Genomic DNA, 22,050 nt, shown 5'->3' on the forward strand with positions numbered 1-22,050 from the left:
GATCGTCCCATGCGCCTGCCGGTCGCCCTCGCCGCCCTCACTTTCGCGCTCGCCGCCGCCGTCGCCCCGGCGCAGGAGACGAAGCTGCCGGACATCGGATCGTCCGCGAACGAACTGCTCAACCCGGCGAAGCAGGCCGAGTACGGCAGCATGATGCTGGCGCAGCTGCGCCACTACGGTTACGTGCTCGACGATCCGCTGATCGACGGCTGGCTGCAGTCGGTGGGCCACCGGCTGGCGGCGTCCAGCGACAAGCCGCAGCAGCCGTTCACCTTCTTCCTGCTGCGCGATCGCCAGTTCAACGCCTTCGCCACGCTCGGCGGCTATGTCGGCGCGAACGCCGGCATGGTGCTGGCGGCGGAGAGCGAAGACGAGGTGGCCGGCGTGCTCGCGCACGAGGTCGCGCACGTCACCCAGACCCACGTGCTGCGCGCCGCCGAGCGCGCGCAGAAGGACAGCGTGCCGATCCTGCTGGCGATGCTGGGCGCGATCGCGGTGGCGCAGTCGGCCGGCGGCAATTCCTCGGGCGATGCCTCGATGGCGGCGCTGGCCTCGGCGCAGGCGCTGATGCAGCAGCGCCAGATCGACTACACCCGCTCCAACGAGTCCGAGGCCGACCGCCTCGGCATCCAGACGCTGGTCCGCGCCGGCTACGACCCGCAGGCGATGGTCAGCATGTTCGAACGCATGCAGGCGATTTCCCGCGTGAACCAGGGCGGTGAGCGCGAACGCACCCCGGGCTACCTGCAGACCCACCCCGTCACCACCACCCGCATCAGCGAAGCCAAGGCCCGTGCCGAGACGCTGGCGGCGAAACCGCCGTCGTTCGACGCCGGCGGCGTCGGCGGCAGCAACCCGCTGCTGCCGCCGGGGCTGCGCGTGACCGGCGCCCCCGGTGGCGCCGATGACGTGCAGTTCGGCTGGGCGCGCGAGCGCATCCGCGTGTTCAGCGCCGACACCCCGGCGCAGGCCGTGCGCGAGTACGAGCGCATGCGTCAGGCGAAGCCGCTGACCGACGCCCAACGCTACGGGCTGGCACTCGCGCACGACCGCAACGGCGACTACCCCGCATCGAGGAAGGAACTGCTCGCGCTGCTGGCCGGGCACCCGAACGACCCGTGGGTGGTGATCGCGATGGCCGAATCCGAAGCGCACGCCGGCGATTTCGCCGCCGCCGACAAGCGGATGGACGCCCTGCTCGCGCGCATGCCCAAGCACCGCGCCGGCAGCCTCAGCTACGCCCGCATGCTGGCCGAGCGCAACGACGTCGAATCGGGCCGTCGCGCGCAGGCCGTGCTGCGCCCGCTGCTGGTCTCGGCGAAGGATGACCCGATCTTCCAGCAGACCTTCGCCCGCGCCTGCGAGGTGGCCGGCGACCCGGTCCGCGCCGGCGAAGCGTATGCCGAGGCCGAAGTGCTCAATGGTCGCCCGGAACGCGCGCTGGTCCAGCTGAACACGCTGCTCAAGCGGCCCGAGGTCGACTATTACGCCCGCGCCCGGATCGAGGCGCGGATCGCGGAAATCACGCCGTCCGTGCTGGAACTGCGCCGCCAGGGCGTTCGCGACGACGAGCTCGAACGCCGGCTCTGAGCCCGTTTCCGGGCATGTTGCGGCGGGGCTTCCGTCGTCACCGTCCGGTCACAAAAGTGTCGTCTACTGTGCCCTGCGCCCGGTCGCGCCCCCAGCGACCGGCCTTCCCCCGCAGTGGACCACGCCGCAGCCCATGCAGAAGCGCATCCTCATCGTCGACGACGAACCCGCGATCCGCGACATGGTCGCCTTCGCCCTGCGCAAGGGCGAGTACGAACCGATCCACGCCGGTGACGCCCGCGAAGCCCAGGCCGCCATCGCCGAGCGCGTGCCCGACCTGATCCTGCTCGACTGGATGCTGCCCGGCACCAGCGGCCTCGAACTGGCGCGGCGCTGGCGCCGCGACACCCTGACCCGCGAGATCCCGATCATCATGCTCACCGCCCGCGGCGAGGAGAACGATCGCGTCGGCGGGCTGGAAGCCGGCGTCGACGACTACGTGGTCAAGCCGTTCTCGGCGCGCGAGCTGCTGGCCCGCATCCGCGCCGTGCTGCGACGCGCCCGCGAGGACGACGAGGACGGCAGCGTCCAGGTCGGCGGCCTGCGTATCGACGGTGCCTCGCATCGCGTGTTCGCCGGCGAGACCCAGGTGCAGATCGGTCCGACCGAGTACCGCCTGCTGCATTTCTTCATGACCCACGCCGAGCGCGTCTACACCCGCAACCAGCTGCTGGACCATGTCTGGGGCGGCAACACCTACGTCGAGGAGCGCACGGTCGACGTGCACATCCGCCGGCTGCGGCGCGCACTGGAGCCGGTGCAGCTCGACGGCATGGTGCAGACCGTGCGCGGCGCGGGCTACCGCTTCTCCGCCACGCTCTGAGCCCGCCGGTCCCGACGACGATTGCCGGTAGACTGCGCGGATGCCGACCGACGCCCGCTCCGCGTGGTTCAGGACCCTGGGCCAGCTGGCGCTGGTGCTGGCGGCCGGGCTCGTGCTGGGCCTCGCGGTCGGCCAGCCGTGGCCTGTCCTCACCGCGACCGCGCTGGGCGTGGTCGCCTGGCACTACTGGAAGCTCCGCCGGCTGCTGCTGCGACTGACCGCCCGCCAGCGCGAGCTCCCGCCCGACGGCGGCGGCGTCTGGAACCAGCTCGACCGCCTGCTGCATCGCCGCCAGGAAGAGGTCCGCGGGCGCAAACGGCGCCTGATCGCCATGCTCCGCGCCTACCGCGCCGCGGCGACCGCGATGCCCGACGCCGTCGTGGTAGTCGAACGCAACAGCCAGCGCATCCAGTGGTTCAACGAGGCCGCGACCCGCCTGCTCGGCCTGCGTTACCCGCGCGACCTCGGGGCCTCGCTGGGCGATCGCCTGCAGCCGCTGCCGGTCGCGCACTGGCTGGCCGCCGGCCGCCACGCCGAACCGCTGACGGACACGCCCTCGCCGGTGCATCCGGACCTGCGCCTGAGCCTGCGCCTGATCCCCTATTCCGACGAGCTGTGGCTGCTGGTCGCGCGCGACGTCAGCAAGATGATGCGGCTGGAACAGATGCGCCGCGATTTCGTCGCCAACGTCTCGCACGAGCTGCGCACGCCGCTGACCGTGGTCCACGGCTACCTCGACATGCTCGATCCGGAGGACAAGCCGGACTGGGCGCCGATGCTGGGCGAGATGCAGCGGCAGTCGCAGCGCATGACCCAGTTGGTCGAGGACCTGCTCACGCTGTCGCGGCTGGAGGCGCAGGAAGCGCTGCCCGAGGAAACCGTGTCGATGCCGTCGATGCTGGCCTCGCTGCGGCGCGAGGCCGAGGCGCTGAGCCAGCGCCGGCACACCGTCACGGTCGAGGATGCCGCGGGCGTGGACCTCTGGGGCTCGACCAAGGAACTGCACAGCGCGTTCTCCAACCTCGTCAGCAACGCGATCCGCTACACCCCGGCCGGCGGCCAGATACGGATCCGTTTCCTGCCCGAGCGTGACGGCGGCGTGTCGCTGGCGGTGGAAGACACCGGCTACGGCATCCCCGCCTCGCACCTGCCGCGCATCACCGAACGTTTCTACCGCGTCTCCACCAGCCGCTCGCGCGAGAGCGGCGGCACCGGCCTCGGCCTGTCGATCGTCAAGCACGTGCTGAACCTGCACCAGGCGCGGCTGGAGATCGAGAGCGAGGTCGGGCGCGGCAGCCGCTTCGCCTGCCGCTTCGGCCGCGAGCGCGTCCGTGCGCGCGAGACCTTCCCCGCCAACGCCCATTCCGACGAATCCGCATGAGTCCCCGCCGTTCGCAACGCCCGCCCGTCCGCCCGCAGACGCCCGCCCCCGAGGCCGTGCAGGACGCCGATCCGCTGCGCGACACCGGGCTGTACCTCAATCGCGAACTGTCGCAGCTCGACTTCAATTTCCGCGTGCTGGCGCAGGCGCAGGATCCGTCGGTGCCGCTGCTGGAGCGGCTACGCTACCTGTGCATCTCCTGCACCAACCTCGACGAATTCTTCGAGATCCGCGCCGCCACCGTGCGCCATGCGCTGGACTTCGGCATGCCGCTGGCGGCCGACGGCATCCCGCACGCCAGCCTGCTCAAGCGCATCCATGATCGCGCCGCCGAACTGGTGCGCGAGCAGTACCGCTGCTTCTACGAGGACGTGCGCCCGGCGCTGTTCGACGCCGGCGTGCGCCTGCTCCAGCGCGAGCAGTGGTCCGAGGCGCAGAGCGCGTGGCTGCGCCAGTACTTCCTCGACGAGATCATGCCGGTGCTCTCGCCGCTGGGGCTGGATCCGTCGCATCCGTTCCCGAAGATCCTCAACAAGTCGCTGAACGTGGTCGTGGTGCTGGAAGGCCGCGACGCGTTCGGCCGCGAGGCGCACCTGGCGATCGTGCGTGCGCCGCGCTCGCTGCCGCGCATCATCCGCGTGCCCGGCGACGACGCCGCGGACGACCGCAACCACGACTACGTGTTCCTGTCGTCGATCCTGTCCGAGTTCGTGGGCGAACTGTTCCCGGGGATGAAGGTCAAGGGCGCCTACCAGTTCCGGGTCACGCGCAATTCCGAACTGATCGTCGACGAGGAAGAAGTCGAGAACCTCGCGCTCGCGCTGCGCGACGAACTGCTGGGCCGCGGTTACCTGCGCGCGGTGCGGCTGGAGATCGCCGAGCAGTGCCCGCAGGACATCGTGCATTTCCTGCTGCAGAACTTCGACCTGCCCGAGAACGCGGTGTACCGCATCAACGGCCCGGTCAACCTCAACCGCGTCGTGCAGGTGTACGACCTGGAGGGTCGCCCGGACCTCAAGTTCCCGCCGTTCCAGGCGCGCAATCCGCTGGAAGGCGAATCGGTGTTCACGCGCGTCGCCGCCGGCGACCTGCTGCTGCACCATCCGTTCGACGCGTTCTCGCCGGTGCTCGACCTCATCCGCCAGGCGGCCGAGGATCCGAACGTGCTGGCGATCAAGCAGACGCTGTATCGCGCCGGCCGCGATTCGCCGATCGTCGAACACCTGATCCAGGCCGCGCGCAACGGCAAGGACGTGACCGTGGTGGTCGAGCTGCGCGCGCGCTTCGACGAGGAAGCCAACCTGCGCCTCGCCGATCGCCTGCAGGACGCCGGCGTGCAGGTGGTCTACGGCGTGGTCGGCTACAAGACCCACGCCAAGATGCTGCTGATCGTGCGCCGCGAAGGCCGCACGCTGCGCCGCTACACGCACCTGAGCACCGGCAACTACCACGCCGGCACCTCGCGCGCCTACACCGACTTCGGCCTGATCACCGCCAATCCCGACATCGGCAGCGACGTGCAGCAGATCTTCCAGCAGATCTCCGGCCTCGCCCCGGCGATCAAGCTGCGGCGCCTGCTGCAATCGCCGTTCACGCTGCACGCCGGCGTGCTCAAGCGCATCGAACGCGAGACGACGCACGCCCTCGCGGGCAAACCGGCGCGGATCATCGCCAAGATGAACGCGCTGAACGAGCCGCAGGTGATCCGTGCGCTGTATGCCGCCTCGCAGGCGGGCGTGGAGATCGACCTGATCGTGCGCAGCGCCTGCACGCTGCGCCCGGGCCTGCCCGGCGTGTCGGAGCGCATCCGCGTGCGCTCGATCGTCGGCCGCTTCCTCGAACACAGCCGCGTGTGGTGGTTCGCCAACGACGACGCGCCGGAGCTGTTCTGCTCCAGCGCCGACTGGCTGGAGCGCAATCTCCTGCGCCGGGTGGAGACGGGGTTCCCCATCCTCGACCCCGAGCTGGCGAAGCGGGTGAAGACCGAATCGCTGGACAACTACCTGCGCGACACGCTCAACGCCTGGGAGCTGACCGCAGACGGCAGCTATCGCCGGATCGTGCCCGACGACGCGCATCCGCCGCATTCGGCGCAGGCGACGCTGCTGGGCGTGCTCGGCCTTTGACGGCATCGATCGAAACCGGGATCGCGTCGTCGATCCGACCATCGTCGAGGGTCTGAAAACGGTTCCGTTCAGGCCGGCGTGTTGGTAGTCTGCGCGGCATTCGCCGGCGTACGCGCCGGCCTGCCCCCAGAAGGCCCCCGCTTGAATCGATCCGCCGCCTCCGGCCGCGCGCCCGCCCTTCCGTTGCAGGAAGGCGCCCTGCTCGCCGCCATCGACCTCGGCTCGAACAGTTTCCACATGGTCGTCGCCCGCAACGTGCTGGGCCAGTTGCGCACCATCGACCGCCTGCGCGAGACCGTGCGCCTGGCCGATGGCCTCGACGAACGCGGCGGCCTCTCGCCCGAGGCGCGCCAGCGCGCACTGGACTGCCTGTCCCGCTTCGGCGAACGCGTCCGCGACTTCCCGCCGCACGCGGTGCGCGCGATCGCCACGAATACCGTACGCGCGCTGCGCCAGCCGCAGGTGTTCCTGTCCGAAGCCGAAGGCGCGCTCGGCCACGGCATCGAAGTGGTGTCGGGCCGCGAGGAAGCGCGCCTGATCTACCTCGGCGTGGCCCACGCGCAGCCGCCGAAGCCGGCGCAGCGCCGGCTGGTCATCGACATCGGCGGCGGCTCCACCGAATGCATCATCGGTTCCGGCTTCGACGCGATCGAACGCGAGAGCCTGCAGATCGGCTGCGTCGCCAGCACCCGCCGCTTCTTCCCGAACGGCAAACTGTCGAAGAAGCGCTGGAAGGAAGCGCTGACCGAGATCGAGGCCGAGTTCCAGCAGTTCGCGGGCCTGTACCGCGCGCTGGGCTGGCAGGAAGCGATCGGCTCGTCCGGCACGAACAAGGCGATCGGCGAGATCTGTGCGGCGATGAAACTCACCAAGGGCGGGATCACTGCAGAAGCGCTGCCGGTGGTGCGCGAGCGGCTGCTCGCCGCCGACCGCATCGACGCCATCGACCTGCCCGGCCTGCCTGAGGATCGCCGACCGATCATCGCCGGCGGCGTGCTGGTGCTGGAGGCCGCGTTCGAGACGCTGGGGCTCAAGCGCATGCTGGTCAGCAAGGCGGCGATGCGCGAAGGCGTGCTGTACGACATGATCGGCCGCGGCGGCGCCGACGATCCGCGCGACGCCTCGATCGACGCACTCATGCATCGCTACGGCATCGACCGTGCGCAGGCGCAACGGGTCGAAGACACCGCATTGCGCCTGTTCGACCAGGTCGAACCGCGCTGGAACCTCGGCGAAGACAAGCGGCGCATGCTGATGTGGGCCGCGCGCGTGCACGAACTCGGCCTCGCGATCGCGCACAGTCAGTATCACGTGCACGGCGCCTACGTGCTGGAACATTCGGACATCGCCGGCTTTTCGCGCCAGCAGCAACTGTTCCTTGCCGCGCTGGTGCGCAACCATCGCCGCAACGTCTCCAACAAGCTGCTCGAATCGCTGCCCGACCGCCTGCTGGCGCCCGCGCGCCGCTGCGCCGCGCTGCTGCGGCTGGCGGTGCTGCTACATCGTTCGCACGAGGCGGAAACCATCCCGCGGCTCGAACTGCGCTGCGGCAACGCCAGCCTCGCGCTCGCGCTGTCGCCGACCTGGCTGGAAGAACGCCCGCTGCTGCTCTCCGACCTCATGCACGAACCCGAAGGCATGGCCGGCCTCGGCATCGAGCTGCGACTCGAAGCCTGAGCGGTGATGCGACCGGCACGCGCCGGTCGCACACGCCGTCATCGCGCCGTCACGGCGGCGCCACCGTCGGTACATCCCGTCGCCACCGGCGTTTCATCGTCACCGCGCAGACTCTCCGAAACCGGAGTCCGCGCATGCGCTACGCGATCGTCACCGAAACCTGGGCCCCCGAGATCAACGGCGTCGCCCTGACCGTGCAGAGCCTGGAAGAAGGCCTGCGCGCGCGCGGACACGCGGTCGAACTGATCCGCCCGCGGCAACGCCGCGGACAGCGACCCGCGAAGCACGAACGGCTCGTCGCCGGCCTGCCGCTGCCGCGTTACCCCGGCCTGCGGTTCGGCCTGCCCGCGACGGACAAGCTCGTCGCCGCCTGGCATTTCCAGCGCCCGGACGCGATCTACGTGGCCACGGAAGGCCCGCTGGGGTGGTCGGCATTGCGCGCGGCGCGTGCACTGCGCATCCCGGTCGCGACCGGCTTCCACACCCGCTTCGACCGCTACATGCGCGACTACGGCGCACCGTTCATGGCGCCGGTGGCGCTGGCGTGGATGCGACGCTTCCACAACGCCGGGCAGGCGACGCTGGTGCCGACCGAAGCCCTGCGCGAGGAGTTGCGCGGCCTCGGGTTCGCGCACCCGACGCGGCTCGCACGCGCGGTCGACACCACGCACTTCCATCCGCACCGGCGCGACGACGCCCTGCGCGCCGCGTGGGGCCTGCGCGCGGAAGACCTCGCGGTCGTGCATGTCGGGCGCATCGCCGCGGAGAAGAACCTCGACCTCGCCGTGCGCGCGTTCCGCACCCTGCAGCGCGCGCTGCCGTCGGCACGGTTCGTCTGGGTCGGCGACGGCCCCGAACGCGCGCGACTCGAACGCGAGCACCCCGATTTCGTCTTCTGCGGCATGCAGCGCGGCGAAGCACTCGCGCGGCATTTCGCCAGCGCCGACCTGTTCCTGTTCCCCAGCCGCAGCGAGACCTACGGCAACGTCACCCTGGAAGCGATGGCCAGCGGCGTTCCGACCGTCGCCTTCGACTACGGCGCGGCGCGCGAATGCCTGCGCGACGGCGAGCATGGCGCCGCGGTGGACGATCGCGACGACCATGCCGACGACGCCTTCGTCGACGCCGCCGTGCGCATCGCCACCGATGCTGCGCTGCGCGCGCACATGCGGCTCGCCGCGCGCGACGCGGTCTCGATGCTGCGCCCCGAACGTGTCGCCGCGGACTTCGACGCGATCCTGCAACGCCTCGCCCACGCCCATGCGGAGCCGACCCATGAACCCCGTCTCGCTGCGGCATCGCCTGCGGGCGAATGAATCGCACTGGTGCCTGCGTGCCAACGCGCTGTGCGACCGGCGCACCACGCTGCGCTTCTTCGCCATCGTCAGCCGCCTCGGCGACGGCGTGTTCTGGTACGCGCTGATGGCGATGCTGGCGCTGTTCGGCGGCGTCACCGGACGCGCCGCGGCGCTGCACATGATCGTCGTCGGCGCGGTGTCGCTGGTGCTCTACAAGGCGCTGAAGGCCGGCACGCGTCGCCCGCGCCCCTGCGCCGCCGACCTGCGCATCCGCGCCCGCGTCGCGCCGCTGGACGAATTCAGTTTCCCGTCCGGCCACACGCTGCACGCGGTCGCCTTCACCGTCGTCACCCTCGCCTACGTACCCGCGCTCGCGTGGCTGTTGATTCCCTTCGCCGCGAGTGTCGCCGCCTCGCGCGTGGTGCTGGGCCTGCATTACCCGAGCGACGTGCTTGCCGCGACGGGGCTCGGCAGTGCGTTGGCGGCGGGGTCGTTGTGGGTGCGGGAGGATGTAGTGGGGTTGCTGGTGTGAGGTCGCCTCTTGGGATTTGCCTCTGTAGAGCGGCCTTCAGGCCGCTGCCACATGTTCGTGCCTTTGAATGGACAGCGGCCTGAAGGCCGCTCTACCCGTCAAGATCACGCCTCAGCGCAGCGATTCGACCAGCGCCTGCCGCAACGCCGGCACCAGTTGCCCCGCCCAATCGCGATCGTTAGCGACCTGCGCCTGCGTGCGGCTGTCGGCGAGCGCATGCGGGTCGCAGTCGGCGCAGGCCCAGCCGGACGGCGCATCGGTGATCGCGAGCACGCCGTCGGCGGGCAGGCCGACGTCCATCGGCGCATACAGCGTCGCCTCGCCGGTGTTCACGTCGAGCGCGGGGCTCCACGGCGCTTCGCTGGCGGTCACCGCCTTCGCGATGAAGGCGCGGTTCTCCAATGCGCGTGCGAGACAGCCCACGCGCACGCGGGTCGCACCGGCGGCGGTGTCGGTGCAGCTCGGCACCAGCAGCAGCCGCGCGCCGGCTTCGCACTGCGCGCGCACCGGCAGCGGGAATTCGATGTCGTAGCAGATCGCGATGCCGGCGCGCACGCCGTCGATCTCGAACACTTTCAGGGCGTCGCCGCCGTCGATGACGCCGGTCTTTTTCTCGAAACCCGTGAGCTGCAGCTTGTCCTGCCAGGCATGACCGCCGTCGGGCGTGAACAGATCGGCGCGATTGCGATGGCGTCCGCCACCGACGTCCAGCAGGAACGTGCCGGCGACGAGGTACAGCCCGTGCGTGCGCGCCAGCCCGGAGAACAGGTCGATCCATGCCGCGCGGTGGCGCTGGATCGCCGCGAGCGACGCGTGCAGGTCACCGGCGACGTCCTGGGCGAACGTCGCGCCCAGTTCCAGCGACAGGTATTCGGGCAGCACTGCGACGCGCGCCCCGAGCGCGGCGACTTCGGCGATCCAGCGCGCCTGCTTGTCGGCGAATGCGTCGAACGTGGCCGGTGCGTCGATCGGATACTTTGCGACCGCGATCTTCATGCGGGTGTCTCCTGCGCAAGCGGCCGCGTCCAGAACGTCAGCCCGTGTTCGATGTCGCCGCGATCGACTTCGTTCCAGTGCAGGCGCACGGTCATGCCCGGCTGGCGAACGTAGCCGCGCTTCGTCCAGAACGTCTCGTTGCCGCGATGGCCCGGCGGGCGGCGCGGATCGTCGTCGGCGCGATCGACGGCACAGAACGCAGTGAGATCGAAGCGGGCCAGCGCGCGCGCATGCACCTCGCGATGATCGAAGAAGGCATGACCGATGCCGCGCCCGCGATACGCCGGCAGCAGCACGGATTCGCCGAAGTAGAAGACCCGCGCCGCGTCGAGGCCGGCGGCGTCGAACGGCGCGCGGAATTCGGCGGTGTCGTCGGCCAGCGGCAGGCCGGTGGAAGCGCCGATCACCGCGTCGCCGTCGAAGGCGAGCACGAACACGCTGTCGGGCGAGGTGGCGTAGGCGTCGAGGTATTCGCGCTCGTACGCCGGATCGCCGTCGTAGAGATACGGCCAGTCGCGGAAGACGGCGATGCGCAGCGCGGCGACGGCGTCGAGGTGACGGCGCACGTCGGCGCCGGAAAAACGGCGGATGTCGAGGGCGGGGACAGTCATGCGCCGATTCTAGACGCCACACCGAGGAAACGGCGCGGCCGCCCGGGCATGGACCCGGAGCGGCCGCGTTCGCATCTCGATTCCACGCCGGTCAGCGGCCCGCGCTGTCCCGGCGTGCCAGCGTCACGCCCTGCCGCCAGTCCGCACGCACCGCGTAGTCGATGGCGAGGCCGTCGCCGGCGTAGCGGTAGTCGAAGCGGCAGAGGCCGGCCTCGGCGGCGGGATCGAGGCCATGCGCCGGCAGGCCGCGCGCACGCAGGTCCTCGATCACCATCGCCCGGGCCTGCGTCTCGACCAGCCCGCAATCCTGGCGCAGCGTCTCGCGGTACAGCGTCCAGCTGGTGATGCCCGCGGTGGCGAAGAACAGGCCGCAGAGCATCGCGACGAAGGGCCCGGACAGCGTCTTCATGGCTTGCGCTCCGCTCAGGCGGCCGGCATCGGCGGCGGCGTTTCGCGGGCCGGCGCCGCAGTGCCGCCGATGGCGTACCAGTCGACCTTGCGGGTGACCACCATGATCGCGGCCAGGATCAGGAACAGCAGGCCCGCGCCCAGCACCATCGCGTTGTCTTCCGAGATCAGCAGGCCGTAGAGCACGCCGTACAGCGTCGTCAGCATCGCGGTGAAGCCGAGGCCGCGCAGCCACGACCGCAGCACGTGGCTGACGTAGTAGCCGAGCAGACCGATGCAGGCCGCGCTGGCGGCGAGGTAGGCCTGGCCGAAGGGGATGTGCTCGGACAGCGCGACCAGCAGCAGGAAGAAGATCGCCAGCGCCAGCCCGACCAGACCGTACTGCACCGGGTGGATGCGCAGCTGCTTGATCAGTTCGAACATGAAAAAGCCGACGAAGGTCAGCAGCACGAACAGGATGCCGTACTTGGTCGCGCGGTCGGCCTGCGAGTAGATATTGACCGGATCGACCAGCGACACCGACACGACGTCGAGTCCGGTGTCGCCGCCGCCCGCGTCGCCATAGCCGATCGCACCGAGGTTGGGCAGCGTCTTGCCGCCGAGGTACTGTGCCTGCGCGTTGGTCGCGAGCGACGAGACTTCCCACTCGCCGTGGAAGCCGGCATCGCCGATCGACTGCTTGCGCGCCGTGAACGAGCCGTTGAACTGCGGGTGACGCCAAGCGGAATCCAGCACGATGCGGTTGCGTTGGGCGATCGGCGCGACCGCAAGGGTCTCGGTGCCTTCCAGCGAAAATTCGAGGGTCGTCGCGAACTTCATCACGGTGCCGGCCGCGGGCGCCATCAGCCGCGCATGCAGGCCGCTGCCGTCGCGCGCACCGAGGCCGCGCTCCAGCGCCACTTCGGCGCCATCGACGCGCAGCTTCTGCAACCCGACGAGGCCGCGCACGTCGCCGATGCCGTACATCAGCCACGGCTCGCCGATCTTCACCGGCAGCTCGGCGTTTTCATCGGCCGGGATGCGGGCCTCGAACGCGGCGGCGGTGACGTCCTTCAGCTCGTAGGTCCGCACTTCGTGCAGGCCCAGGAACTTGCTGTGTGGCGTGATCGTGCCCTTCACGTCCATCGTCTCGGGGAAGAACACCCACTGGCCCGGCTCGCCGTCCTTCTTCACCTTGCGGACGACCACGCCGTCCTTGTTCTTCTCCTCGACCTCGATCGTCGGGACGTAGGGCACCACCAGCACCGGGCCGACCAGCGACTGTGCACCGGCAGTGGTGCGGGCGACGGCGCGGACCGCCTCGTCGCGGTAGGACTGACGTTCGTCGATGGTGCCGCGGATCATCATCAGCGGGACGAGCAGCAGGATGGTCATGCCGACCACCATCAGGGTCTTGAAGAGCAGGCGCATCGTGGCCTCCGTGGTTGGGAACGGGGCCAGTCTCGGCAGGCCGCGCGGGGTCGCGATGGCGCTTGCGTGAAGCGAAGGTGAAGCCGGTCGCGTGGTAACGCCCGGACGCGGACGCTACTTTCGGTAGAGCGGCCTTCAGGCCGCTGCTTTTCGACACGCCGAAAAAAGCAGCGGCCTGGTCTTCAACAGCCGAATGGCTGGTCAGGCCGCTCTACCGACACCCGGGAACCGCCTCAGGCGATGGGCAGGCGCAGAGACGCGACCGCGCCGCCACCCTCGCGATTGCCGAGGGCGGCACTGCCGCCGTGCAGTTCGACGGCTTCGGCCACGAAGCACAGCCCCAGCCCGCTGCTGCGGCTGCCGCCCGCCGGGCGGGCCAGCGAATAGAAGCGCTCGAACGCGCGATCAAGCGCGTAGTCGGGCACGCCCGGACCGCGATCCAGCACGTCGATGACGAGGACGTCGCCCTCGCGCCGCAACCGCAGTTCGACCACGCTGCCGGGCGGCGCGAAATCCGCCGCGTTCTCCAGCAGGTTGAGCAGCGACTGCCGCAGCAGGAACGCATCGCCGGACACGCGAGCGCCGCGCGCGGCCTCGTCCTCGTCGATCTCCAGCCGCAGCGACCGCTGCGCGAACTTCGGCGCAATGCGCTCGGCCGCTTCGTCGACGATCGCGCGCAGGTCCAGCCGCTGCGGCTGTTCGATCCGCTGCCGGTGCTCCACCGCCGCCAGCGCCAGCAGCTTGTCGATCATCTCGGCCATGCGCTCGCTCTGCGCATGGATGGTGGCGACGAAGCGCGTACGGTCGGCCTCGGGCATCGCGCCTCCGGCGGATTCCAGCAGTTCGGCGCTGCCGCGGATCGCGGCCAGCGGGCTCTTCAGTTCGTGGGTCAGCGCATGCACGTACTGCTCGACGTACTGCTTGCCTTCCAGCTTCGCGCGCATGGTTTCCAGCGCGCGGCCGAGGTCGCCGAACTCGCCGGCGCTCTCCGGCGGGCTGGCGCGTTCGCCGGCGGCCACGGCGTCGGCGTAGCGGCGCAGCGCGCCGAGCTGGCGCGACAGCCACCACGCCGCCAGCAGGCCGATCGCCAGCGCCACGCCCAGCAGCACGATGCCCCAGCGCAGGATCACCTCCTGACTGCGGGCGATGAACGGCGCGATCGTCTGGTTCGGCTTGGCAACGGTGAGCACGCCGATGATGCGGTCGCCGTCGGTACCGCGCTGCTTGATCGGTGCAGCGACATGCATCACCGACGAGGTTTCGTCGTTCGGGTCGGTCTGCGTCGAGCGCGCGCCGTACTTCCCGCGCAGCGTGAGATAGACGTCGTTCCAGCGCGAATAGTCCTTGCCGACATCACGGCCGTCGGAATCGAACACGACGATGCCGCGCGCGTCGGTGACGTAGATGCGGGTGCTGACCCGCCTTTTCCTAAAGCCCCAGATGTCGGCGCCGAGGTCGCGGTCGGTCAGCGCGCGCACGTGCGCGGCGAAGCGGCCGTCGTCGATGCGGCCGGCGAGCATGTCGTCCGCCGCCTGTTCGGCGAGCAGGTTGGCGGTGTCGACCAGCGTGTCCTCCATCGCCTGGCGCACGCCGGGCTTCACTTCCTGCAGGAACACGCGGCCCAGCAGCAGCGCGGCCACCGCGACGATCAGGAAGTAGCCGAGCAGGATGCGGAGGCCGATGCGCATGCGCGTCGCTCAGCGCTCGCCGGTCTCGAGCGAATAGCCGAGGCCGCGATGGGTGCGGATCGGATCCTCGTCGGGCAGGCCGAGCGCGTCGTCGACCGCGCGCAGCTTGGCGCGCAGCGTCTTCACGTGGGTGTCGACGGTGCGGTCGCCGCTCTCCATCGCATCGGCCCACACCCGGTCCATCAGCTGCGCCCGCGACAGCACCGCGCCGGGCCGCTGCAGCAGCGCTTCGAGCAGGCCGTACTCGTAGCGGGTGAGGTCGAGCGCACGCTCCCGATAACGAATGCGCCGGCCCTCGCGGTCGATCGCGAACGTGCCGTGCGCGCGCCACGCGGACGCATCGGCCTGCGCACGGCGGCGCAGGCGTGCACGCACGCGGGCGACGAGTTCGCGCGGCGAAAAGGGTTTGACCACGTAATCGTCGGCGCCGAGTTCCAGCCCGACCACGCGGTCGATCTCGCCGTCGCGAGCGGTGAGGAAGATCACCGGCACCTCGCTGAAGGCGCGGATGGCGCGGCAGACCTCGAAGCCGGTGATGTCGGGCAGGCCGACGTCGAGCACCACCAGGTCGATGCCGCCGGCGCGCAGCCGCGGCACGGCGGCGCTGCCGAGGGCAATGTGTTCCACCGCGAAGCCCTCGGCGCGCAGCGCATAGAGCACGGTGTCGGCGATCGCGGTTTCGTCTTCGACGACGAGGAGGGTGGAGGTCGCGGCCATGGGCGCATCGCGTGGGGACGCCGGCATTGTAGGCGGTCCGCGCGGCGGGTTTGGCCTACCATGACGTCCCGACCGCCCTGCCCCGCACCTGCCGCCCGCGCATGAACTACCGCCACGCCTTCCACGCCGGCAACCATGCCGATGCGCTCAAGCACGTGCTGCTGCTGGCGCTGTGCGACGCCCTGACCGTGAAGCCGGGGCCGCTGTTCGCGCTGGATACCCACGCCGGCGCCGGCGTGTACGCGCTGGGCGACGACGCCGCGCAGCGCACCGGCGAGGCCGAAGGCGGCCTGCTGCGACTGCTGACCACGCCGCCGGCCGATCCCGCGGTGGCGCGCTACCTCGACGCCGTCCACGCCTGCCGCGCCGCCTGCGGCGAGGACGCCTGCCCGGGCTCGCCGTGGCTGCTCGCGCATGCGCTGCGCGCGCAGGACCGGATCGCCTGCTGCGAATTGCGCGAGGACGACGCGGCGCTGCTCAAGCGCGCGCTGGGCAGCGACGCCCGCGTCGGCGTGCACGTGCGCGACGGCTACGCGGCGATGCGCGCGCTGCTGCCGCCGAAGGTCGACGGGCAGAAATTCGGCCGCGGGCTGGTGTTGATCGATCCGCCCTACGAAGCGCAGTTGGCGGAATTCGACATCGCGCTGGCGGCGATCCGCGATGCGCTCGCGCGCTGGCCGCAGGTCGTGATCGCGCTGTGGTATCCGATCAAGGTCGGCGCCGCGCTGCAGCCGTTCCGGCGCGCGGTCGCGGCGCTGGACGCGAAATCCGCGCTGCTGTGCGAGCTGTGCGTTCGCCCGGACGATTCGCCGCTGCGCATGAACGGCAGCGGGCTGGTGGTGCTCAACGCGCCCTGGAAGTTCGATGCGACCGCGCGTGCCGCCTGCGAAGCCCTGCGTGACGCGCTGGGCGAGGCCGGCGCCAGCGCGCGCACCGAGTGGCTGCGCGCGCCGGCCTGAGCGGCCGGATGCCGGAACGATCGACCGAGGTCAGTCCTGGCCCTTGTTGTCCGGCTCGAAGAAGCTCCAGCGGATTTCGGGGAAGCGCTGCTTCACCGCGCGCTCGACCGTGTTGATGCGCTCGATCAGATCGTCCGCGCTGCTGGCCGGCGCCATCCGCGCCTGCACCGACAGCATCACCTCGTTGCCCAGCTGCAGCGTGATCAGGCTGATCACCCCGGCCACTTCCGGACGGGCGGCGATGAAGCCGCGCAGTTCCTGTTCGCGATCGGGGTCCATGCTCTGGCCGATCAGCAGCGCCTTCACCTCGATCGCCACGAACACCGCCACCACCACCAGCAGCAGGCCGATGGCCAGCGTGCCCAACGCGTCCCAGAGGGGATCGCCGGTGACCACGGTCAGCATCACCGCCGCCAGCGCCAGCGCCAGACCGATCAGCGCGGCGAGGTCCTCGCCGAAGATCACCACGAGCTCCGCCTGGCGACTCTCGCGGAACCACTGCCACAGCGAGCGATCGCCGCGGGCCTTCTTCACTTCCTGCAGGCAGGCGCGCATCGACATGCCTTCGGCGACCAGACCGAACACCAGCACGCCGGCCGCCCACCACCACTGCCGCAGGGGCTCGGGGTGGCGCAGCTTGTGCAGGCCTTCGTACAGCGAATACATGCCGCCGACGCTGAACAGCATCAGCGCGACGAGGAACGACCAGAAGTAGATCGCCTTGCCGTAGCCCAGCGGATAGTCCGCGGAAGGCGCGCGGCGGGACTGCTTCATGCCCAGCATCAGCAGCAGCTGGTTGCCGCAGTCGGCCAGCGAGTGCACGGTCTCGGCCAGCATCGCGCCGGAACCGGTGAAGAACGCCGCCACGCCCTTGGAACAGGCGATCGCGAAGTTGGCGCCGAGGGCGAAGAGGATGGCACGGGTGGAGTCGCCGCCGGCGGACATCGGGGGGGTTCCTTGACTGGATGCGAAACGACAAGTTTAACAGGCACTTGCGGGCGAGGACGCAGGTCGCCCGGCCGTCCCGTGCGCTTCGCCCGGTGTCCGACGACTGGCGCTTTCCGTCATTCCCGCTGTGCGAAGATGCGTCGGTGAAGCGCGACCGCCTCCCGCCCTGGCACGAGTACAAGCAGCTGCTCGACGGCCGCGAGCTGTTGATCCGGCCGATCCGGCCCGAGGACGCCGAGCCCCTGCGCGCCGGTTTCACCCTGCTGCGTCCGGACGAGGTCCGCCAGCGCTTCCTCTACGCGATCAAGGAACTCACCCCCGAGACCGCCGCCCGCCTGACCCGGCCGGATCCGGAGCGCGAGTTCGCCCTCGTCGCGGCCGAGCCCCTGCCGCCCGGCCAGGCGCTGATCGGCGCGGTCGCCCGGGTCGCCATCGCCCCGGGCACCCGCGACGCCGAGTTCGCGATCCTCGTCAGCCACTTCATCGCCGGCATGGGCCTGGGCCGCCTGCTGATGCTGCGGCTGGTGCGCTGGGCGCGGCGCAAGCAACTGCGGAGGCTGTACGGCGAGGTGCTGGAGCACAACACCGCGATGCTGGGGCTGGCGCACTCGCTGGGCTTCCACCGCGAGACCGCCGACACGCCGGGGCTGGTGCGGGTGGTGCTGGAGCTGCAAACCGCCCCAGCCGGGCGCGCCGATCCCCGCGACGATCGACCGTGACGACGGCTGCCGGCGGATCGCTGCGTGCAGCCTGCGCGGGATGACGCGTCCTCCCCGCACGGCTACCCTGTCCGCCCCCGTCCTGCGCCCAGACCGTATCGATGACCGCATCGATGGATGCCTTTGCCGTTTCGCTGTTGCCACGTGCAGGCCAGACCCGCGCGTGGTGGCGCATGCCCGCCAGCGCCAGCGCACTCGCCTGGACGATCGCCCGCGTCGCCCGCACGCACGCAGGACCGCTGCTGGCCGTCGCCCGCGACAACCAGTCGGCGCACCAGCTCGAACAGGACCTGCGCACGCTGATCGGCGCCGACGAAACGCTGCCGGTGCTGTTGTTCCCCGACTGGGAAACCCTGCCCTACGACCGCTTCAGCCCCCACCCGGACATCGTCTCGCAGCGCCTGTCCGCCCTGCACCGGCTGCCGACGCTGAAGCGCGGCGTGGTGGTGGTGCCGGTGCAGACGCTGATGCAGCGACTGGCGCCACCTTCGCACGTGGTCGGCGGCAGTTTCGACGTGAAGGTCGGCCAGCGACTGGACCTCGACGCCGAGAAACGCCGGCTCGAAGGCGCCGGCTACCGCAACGTGCCGCAGGTGTTCGATCCCGGCGATTTCGCGGTGCGCGGCGGCCTGCTCGACGTCTACCCGATGGGCGCCGACGAGCCCTACCGCATCGAACTGCTCGACGACGAGATCGAATCGATCCGCGCCTTCGATCCGGAGTCGCAGCGCTCGCTGGACCGGTACGCGTCGGTGCAGATGCTGCCAGGCCGCGAGGTGCCGCTGGAGGGCGACGCGCTGCGCCGCGCGCTGGACGCACTGCGCGACCGTTTCGACATCGACACCCGCCGCAGCGCGCTGTTCCAGGACCTGAAGGCCGGGCTGGCGCCGGCGGGCATCGAGTACTACCTGCCGCTGTTCTTCACGCAGACCGCGACGCTGTTCGACTACCTCGACGCCGAAGCGCTGCCGCTGCTCGGCGACGGCGTGCAGGAAGCGGCCGACCACTTCTGGCGCAGCACCGGCGAGCGCTACGAGCAGCGCCGGCACGACATCGAACATCCGCTGCTGCCGCCGGACGACCTGTACCTGCCGCCGGACGCGCTGCGCGAACGCCTGAACCGCGGTCGCCGCATCGAGGTCTGCGGCGACGCGCATCCGCGTCGCGACGACGCGCTGCCGCTCGGCGTGCAGCCCGCGCCCGACCTGCCGCTGATGATGAAGGACGCCGCGCCCGCGGCCGCACTGCAGTCGCTGCTGGACGCATATCCGGGCCGCGTGCTGATCGCCGCGGACTCCGCCGGGCGACGCGAGGCGTTGCTCGACACGCTGCACAGCGGCGGCCTGAAGCCGCAGGTGATCGCCGGCTTCCCCGACTTCCTCGCACCGACCGTCGCCGGCGCGACGCTGTGCATCGCGGTGGCGCCGCTGGACAACGGCTTCGGCGTCGACGGCGACACCGCGAACGCCACGCCGTGGCTGGTCGTCACCGAACGCCAGCTGTTCCCCGAGCGCGCCGCCCAGCCGCGTCGTCGCCGCCGTGCGGGACGCGAGCCCGAAGCGATCATCCGCGACCTAGGCGAACTCGCCGAAGGTGCGCCGGTCGTCCACGAGGACCACGGTGTCGGCCGCTACCGCGGGTTGATCACGCTGTCGGCCGGCGGCCAGACCGGCGAATACCTCGACATCGAATACGCCAAGGGCGACCGGCTGTACGTGCCGGTGACGCAGCTGCACCTCGTCAGCCGCTACAGCGGCGCCTCGCCCGACACCGCGCCGCTGCATTCGCTGGGCGGCGAAGCGTGGACCAAGGCGAAGAAGAAGGCCGCGGAGAAGGTTCGCGACGTCGCCGCGGAGCTGCTCGAAATCCAGGCCAAGCGCCACGCCCGCGCCGGCCTCGCGCTCGACGTCGACCGCGGCGTGTACGAACCGTTCGCGGCGACGTTCCCGTTCGAGGAAACGCCCGACCAGCTCGCCGCGATCGAAGCGGTGTTGCGCGACCTGTCCTCGTCGCGGCCGATGGACCGCGTGGTGTGCGGCGACGTCGGCTTCGGCAAGACCGAGGTCGCGGTGCGCGCCGCGTTCGCCGCGGCGATGGCCGGCAAGCAGGTCGCGGTGCTGGTGCCGACCACGCTGCTGGCCGAACAGCACTACCGCAACTTCCGCGATCGCTTCGCCGACTGGCCGCTCAAGGTCGAGGTGCTGTCGCGCTTCAAGTCGACGAAAGAGATCAAGGCCGAACTGGAGAAGGTCGCCGACGGCCGCATCGACGTCATCGTCGGCACCCATCGCCTGCTGCAGTCCGACGTGAAGTTCAAGGATCTCGGCCTGGTCATCGTCGACGAGGAGCAGCGTTTCGGCGTGCGCCAGAAGGAAGCGCTGAAAGCGCTGCGCGCCGACGTGCACCTGCTGACGCTGACCGCGACACCGATCCCGCGCACGCTCAACATGGCGATGACCGGCCTGCGCGACCTGTCGATCATCGCGACGCCGCCGGCGCACCGGCTCGCGGTGCAGACCTTCGTCGTGCCGTGGGACGACGCGCAGCTGCGCGAGGCGTTCCAGCGCGAACTGGCGCGCGGCGGCCAGGTGTATTTCCTGCACAACGATGTCGAGAGCATCGGCCGCATGCAGCGCGAACTCGAAACGCTGGTGCCCGAGGCGCGCATCGGCATCGCCCACGGCCAGATGCCGGAGCGCGAGCTGGAAAAGGTGATGCTCGACTTCCACAAGCAGCGCTTCAACGTGCTGCTGTGCTCGACGATCATCGAGTCCGGCATCGATATCCCGAACGCCAACACCATCGTCATCAACCGCGCCGACAAGTTCGGCCTGGCGCAGTTGCACCAGTTGCGCGGCCGCGTCGGCCGTTCGCACCACCGCGCCTACGCCTATCTCGTGATCCCCGACGGACGCAACATCACCGACGACGCGCGCCGGCGCCTCGATGCCATCGCGTCGATGGACGAACTCGGCGCCGGCTTCACGCTGTCGACGCACGACCTCGAGATTCGCGGCGCCGGCGAGCTGCTGGGCGAGGACCAGAGTGGGCAGATGGCCGAGATCGGCTTCTCGCTGTACACCGAACTGCTGGAGCGCGCGGTGCGCAGCATCCGCCAGGGCAAGCTGCCGGGCGTCGACGCGCTCGGCCTGGAGCTGGACGAACAGCGCGGCGCCGAGGTCGAACTCAATGCGCCGGCGCTGATCCCGGAGGACTACCTGCCCGACGTGCATGCGCGCCTGACGCTGTACAAGCGCATCAGCAGCGCGCGCGATCCCGAACGCCTGCGCGAATTGCAGGTCGAGATGATCGATCGCTTCGGGCTGCTGCCCGACCCGGCGAAGCTGCTGTTCGCCGTCGCCGAACTGAAGCTGTCGGCGACCGCGCTGGGCATCCGCAAGTTCGACCTCGGTCCCGCCGGCGGACGCATCCAGTTCGTCGAGAAGCCGTCGGTCGACCCGATGTCGGTGATCCGCCTGATCCAGGGCCAGCCGAAGCACTACCGCATGGACGGCCCGGACAAGCTGCGCATCACGCTGGATCTGCCAGATCCCGCCGAACGCATCCGCGCGGCGCGCGGCCTGCTCACCACGCTGGCGCCGGCCTCATGAAGCGACGGACACTGCCCTGCGTGATGATGGCGGCATTCGCATCGATCGCGGGGTGCGCGACCTCGCATGTCGCGACGAGCGATGCACCTGCCGCATCGCAGGCCACGCTGGCGTTCGTGCTGGTCCGGCATGCCGAAAAGGCGACCGACGATCCGAAGGATCCGTCGCTCAGCGACGTCGGGCGTGCGCGGGCCGCACGGCTCGCGGCCTCCTTCGATGGCGTGCCGGTGACGGCCGTCTACGCCACCGGCTATCGGCGCACGCAGGCCACGGCGCAGCCGACGGCGGAAGCGCACGGCGTGCCCGTACGCACCTACGAGGCAGGCATGCCGGCCGACGCCTTCGCGGCCACGCTGCGGGCGACGCATGCGTCGGGCACGTTGCTGGTCATCGGCCACAGCAACACCGTGCCGGCGATCGCGTCGGCGTTGTGCGTCTGTACGGTCGCGCCCATGCGCGAGGACGAATTCGATCGCCGCATCGAGATCCGCATCGCGGCGGATGGCACCGCGACGCTCGAGGAAAGTCGTTACTGAACGGAAAAGGCCCGGCAATG

18 protein-coding genes are annotated in these 22,050 nt (G+C 70.4%); 11 read left to right on the plus strand and 7 right to left on the minus strand.

The features are described from left to right. The first annotated feature begins 9 nt into the window (after positions 1–9). The 7 genes from ACT53R_RS05335 to ACT53R_RS05365 all read left to right on the plus strand — a co-directional run bounded on the left by ACT53R_RS05335 (position 10) and on the right by ACT53R_RS05365 (position 9,427). Positions 10–1,590, plus strand: a complete 1,581-nt coding sequence (locus ACT53R_RS05335; RefSeq protein WP_476170809.1) for a M48 family metalloprotease — start codon at positions 10–12, stop codon at positions 1,588–1,590. Positions 1,591–1,723: 133 nt separating this feature from the next. After that, the gene (gene phoB, locus ACT53R_RS05340; protein ID WP_476170810.1) at positions 1,724–2,413 is read left to right on the plus strand and encodes a phosphate regulon transcriptional regulator PhoB; all 690 of its coding nucleotides are present in this window, start codon (positions 1,724–1,726) and stop codon (positions 2,411–2,413) included. Positions 2,414–2,453: 40 nt separating this feature from the next. Then, positions 2,454–3,794, plus strand: coding sequence for a phosphate regulon sensor histidine kinase PhoR (phoR, locus tag ACT53R_RS05345; RefSeq protein ID WP_476170811.1), 1,341 nt, complete (start codon positions 2,454–2,456; stop codon positions 3,792–3,794). Next, the gene (gene ppk1 / locus ACT53R_RS05350) at positions 3,791–5,920 is read left to right on the plus strand and encodes a polyphosphate kinase 1 (RefSeq protein WP_476170812.1); all 2,130 of its coding nucleotides are present in this window, start codon (positions 3,791–3,793) and stop codon (positions 5,918–5,920) included. The genes phoR and ppk1 overlap by 4 nt, the downstream gene beginning before the upstream one ends. Positions 5,921–6,061: 141 nt before the next feature. Continuing rightward, positions 6,062–7,597, plus strand: a complete 1,536-nt coding sequence (gene ppx, locus ACT53R_RS05355; protein ID WP_476170813.1) for an exopolyphosphatase — start codon at positions 6,062–6,064, stop codon at positions 7,595–7,597. 134 nt (positions 7,598–7,731) lie between these two features. Then, positions 7,732–8,913, plus strand: a complete 1,182-nt coding sequence (locus ACT53R_RS05360; protein ID WP_476170814.1) for a glycosyltransferase family 4 protein — start codon at positions 7,732–7,734, stop codon at positions 8,911–8,913. Next, positions 8,873–9,427 carry a phosphatase PAP2 family protein gene (locus ACT53R_RS05365; protein WP_476170815.1) on the plus strand — a complete coding sequence of 185 codons (555 nt, stop codon included), beginning with the start codon at positions 8,873–8,875 and terminating at the stop codon, positions 9,425–9,427. Before ACT53R_RS05360 ends, ACT53R_RS05365 begins: the two co-directional genes overlap by 41 nt. Before the next feature lie 111 nt (positions 9,428–9,538). Here the strand turns inward: ACT53R_RS05365 and ACT53R_RS05370 are convergent, their stop codons facing one another. The 6 genes from ACT53R_RS05370 to creB form a co-directional block, all read right to left on the minus strand. Then, on the minus strand, positions 9,539–10,423 hold the full coding sequence (locus ACT53R_RS05370) for a carbon-nitrogen hydrolase family protein (protein WP_476170816.1): 885 nt from the start codon (positions 10,421–10,423) through the stop codon (positions 9,539–9,541). Beyond that, the gene (locus ACT53R_RS05375) at positions 10,420–11,034 is read right to left on the minus strand and encodes a GNAT family N-acetyltransferase (RefSeq protein WP_476170817.1); all 615 of its coding nucleotides are present in this window, start codon (positions 11,032–11,034) and stop codon (positions 10,420–10,422) included. Before ACT53R_RS05375 ends, ACT53R_RS05370 begins: the two co-directional genes overlap by 4 nt. Positions 11,035–11,125: 91 nt before the next feature. Next, the gene (locus ACT53R_RS05380) at positions 11,126–11,443 is read right to left on the minus strand and encodes a hypothetical protein (protein ID WP_476170818.1); all 318 of its coding nucleotides are present in this window, start codon (positions 11,441–11,443) and stop codon (positions 11,126–11,128) included. A gap of 14 nt (positions 11,444–11,457) precedes the next feature. Continuing rightward, on the minus strand, positions 11,458–12,852 hold the full coding sequence (gene creD, locus ACT53R_RS05385; RefSeq protein ID WP_476170819.1) for a cell envelope integrity protein CreD: 1,395 nt from the start codon (positions 12,850–12,852) through the stop codon (positions 11,458–11,460). 233 nt (positions 12,853–13,085) lie between these two features. Continuing rightward, positions 13,086–14,540, minus strand: a complete 1,455-nt coding sequence (creC, locus tag ACT53R_RS05390; RefSeq protein ID WP_476170820.1) for a two-component system sensor histidine kinase CreC — start codon at positions 14,538–14,540, stop codon at positions 13,086–13,088. Positions 14,541–14,549: 9 nt separating this feature from the next. Beyond that, entirely contained in the window at positions 14,550–15,257 is a 708-nt protein-coding gene (gene creB, locus ACT53R_RS05395; protein ID WP_476170821.1) for a two-component system response regulator CreB, read from the minus strand. A gap of 101 nt (positions 15,258–15,358) precedes the next feature. Here creB and ACT53R_RS05400 point away from each other — a divergent pair, with 101 nt between their 5' ends. Further along, a complete protein-coding gene (locus tag ACT53R_RS05400) occupies positions 15,359–16,216 on the plus strand; it encodes a 23S rRNA (adenine(2030)-N(6))-methyltransferase RlmJ (RefSeq protein ID WP_476170822.1) in 858 nt (285 codons plus the stop codon). A gap of 30 nt (positions 16,217–16,246) precedes the next feature. Here ACT53R_RS05400 and ACT53R_RS05405 read toward each other — a convergent pair whose 3' ends face one another. Continuing rightward, complete coding sequence (locus ACT53R_RS05405; protein WP_476170823.1) at positions 16,247–17,161, minus strand: cation diffusion facilitator family transporter; 915 nt, start codon at positions 17,159–17,161, stop codon at positions 16,247–16,249. Positions 17,162–17,307: 146 nt separating this feature from the next. Between ACT53R_RS05405 and ACT53R_RS05410 the strand changes: the two genes are divergently transcribed. From ACT53R_RS05410 to ACT53R_RS05420, 3 genes are all read left to right on the plus strand, one after another. Further along, positions 17,308–17,883 (plus strand): GNAT family N-acetyltransferase, encoded by a 576-nt coding sequence (locus ACT53R_RS05410; protein WP_476170824.1) that lies wholly within the window; start codon positions 17,308–17,310, stop codon positions 17,881–17,883. 113 nt (positions 17,884–17,996) lie between these two features. Beyond that, positions 17,997–21,494, plus strand: a complete 3,498-nt coding sequence (gene mfd / locus ACT53R_RS05415; protein WP_476171119.1) for a transcription-repair coupling factor — start codon at positions 17,997–17,999, stop codon at positions 21,492–21,494. Continuing rightward, positions 21,491–22,030, plus strand: a complete 540-nt coding sequence (locus ACT53R_RS05420; RefSeq protein ID WP_476170825.1) for a SixA phosphatase family protein — start codon at positions 21,491–21,493, stop codon at positions 22,028–22,030. The genes mfd and ACT53R_RS05420 overlap by 4 nt, the downstream gene beginning before the upstream one ends. Positions 22,031–22,050: the final 20 nt, after the last annotated feature.

It is taken from the genome of Lysobacter sp. DMC104 (assembly GCF_056313665.1).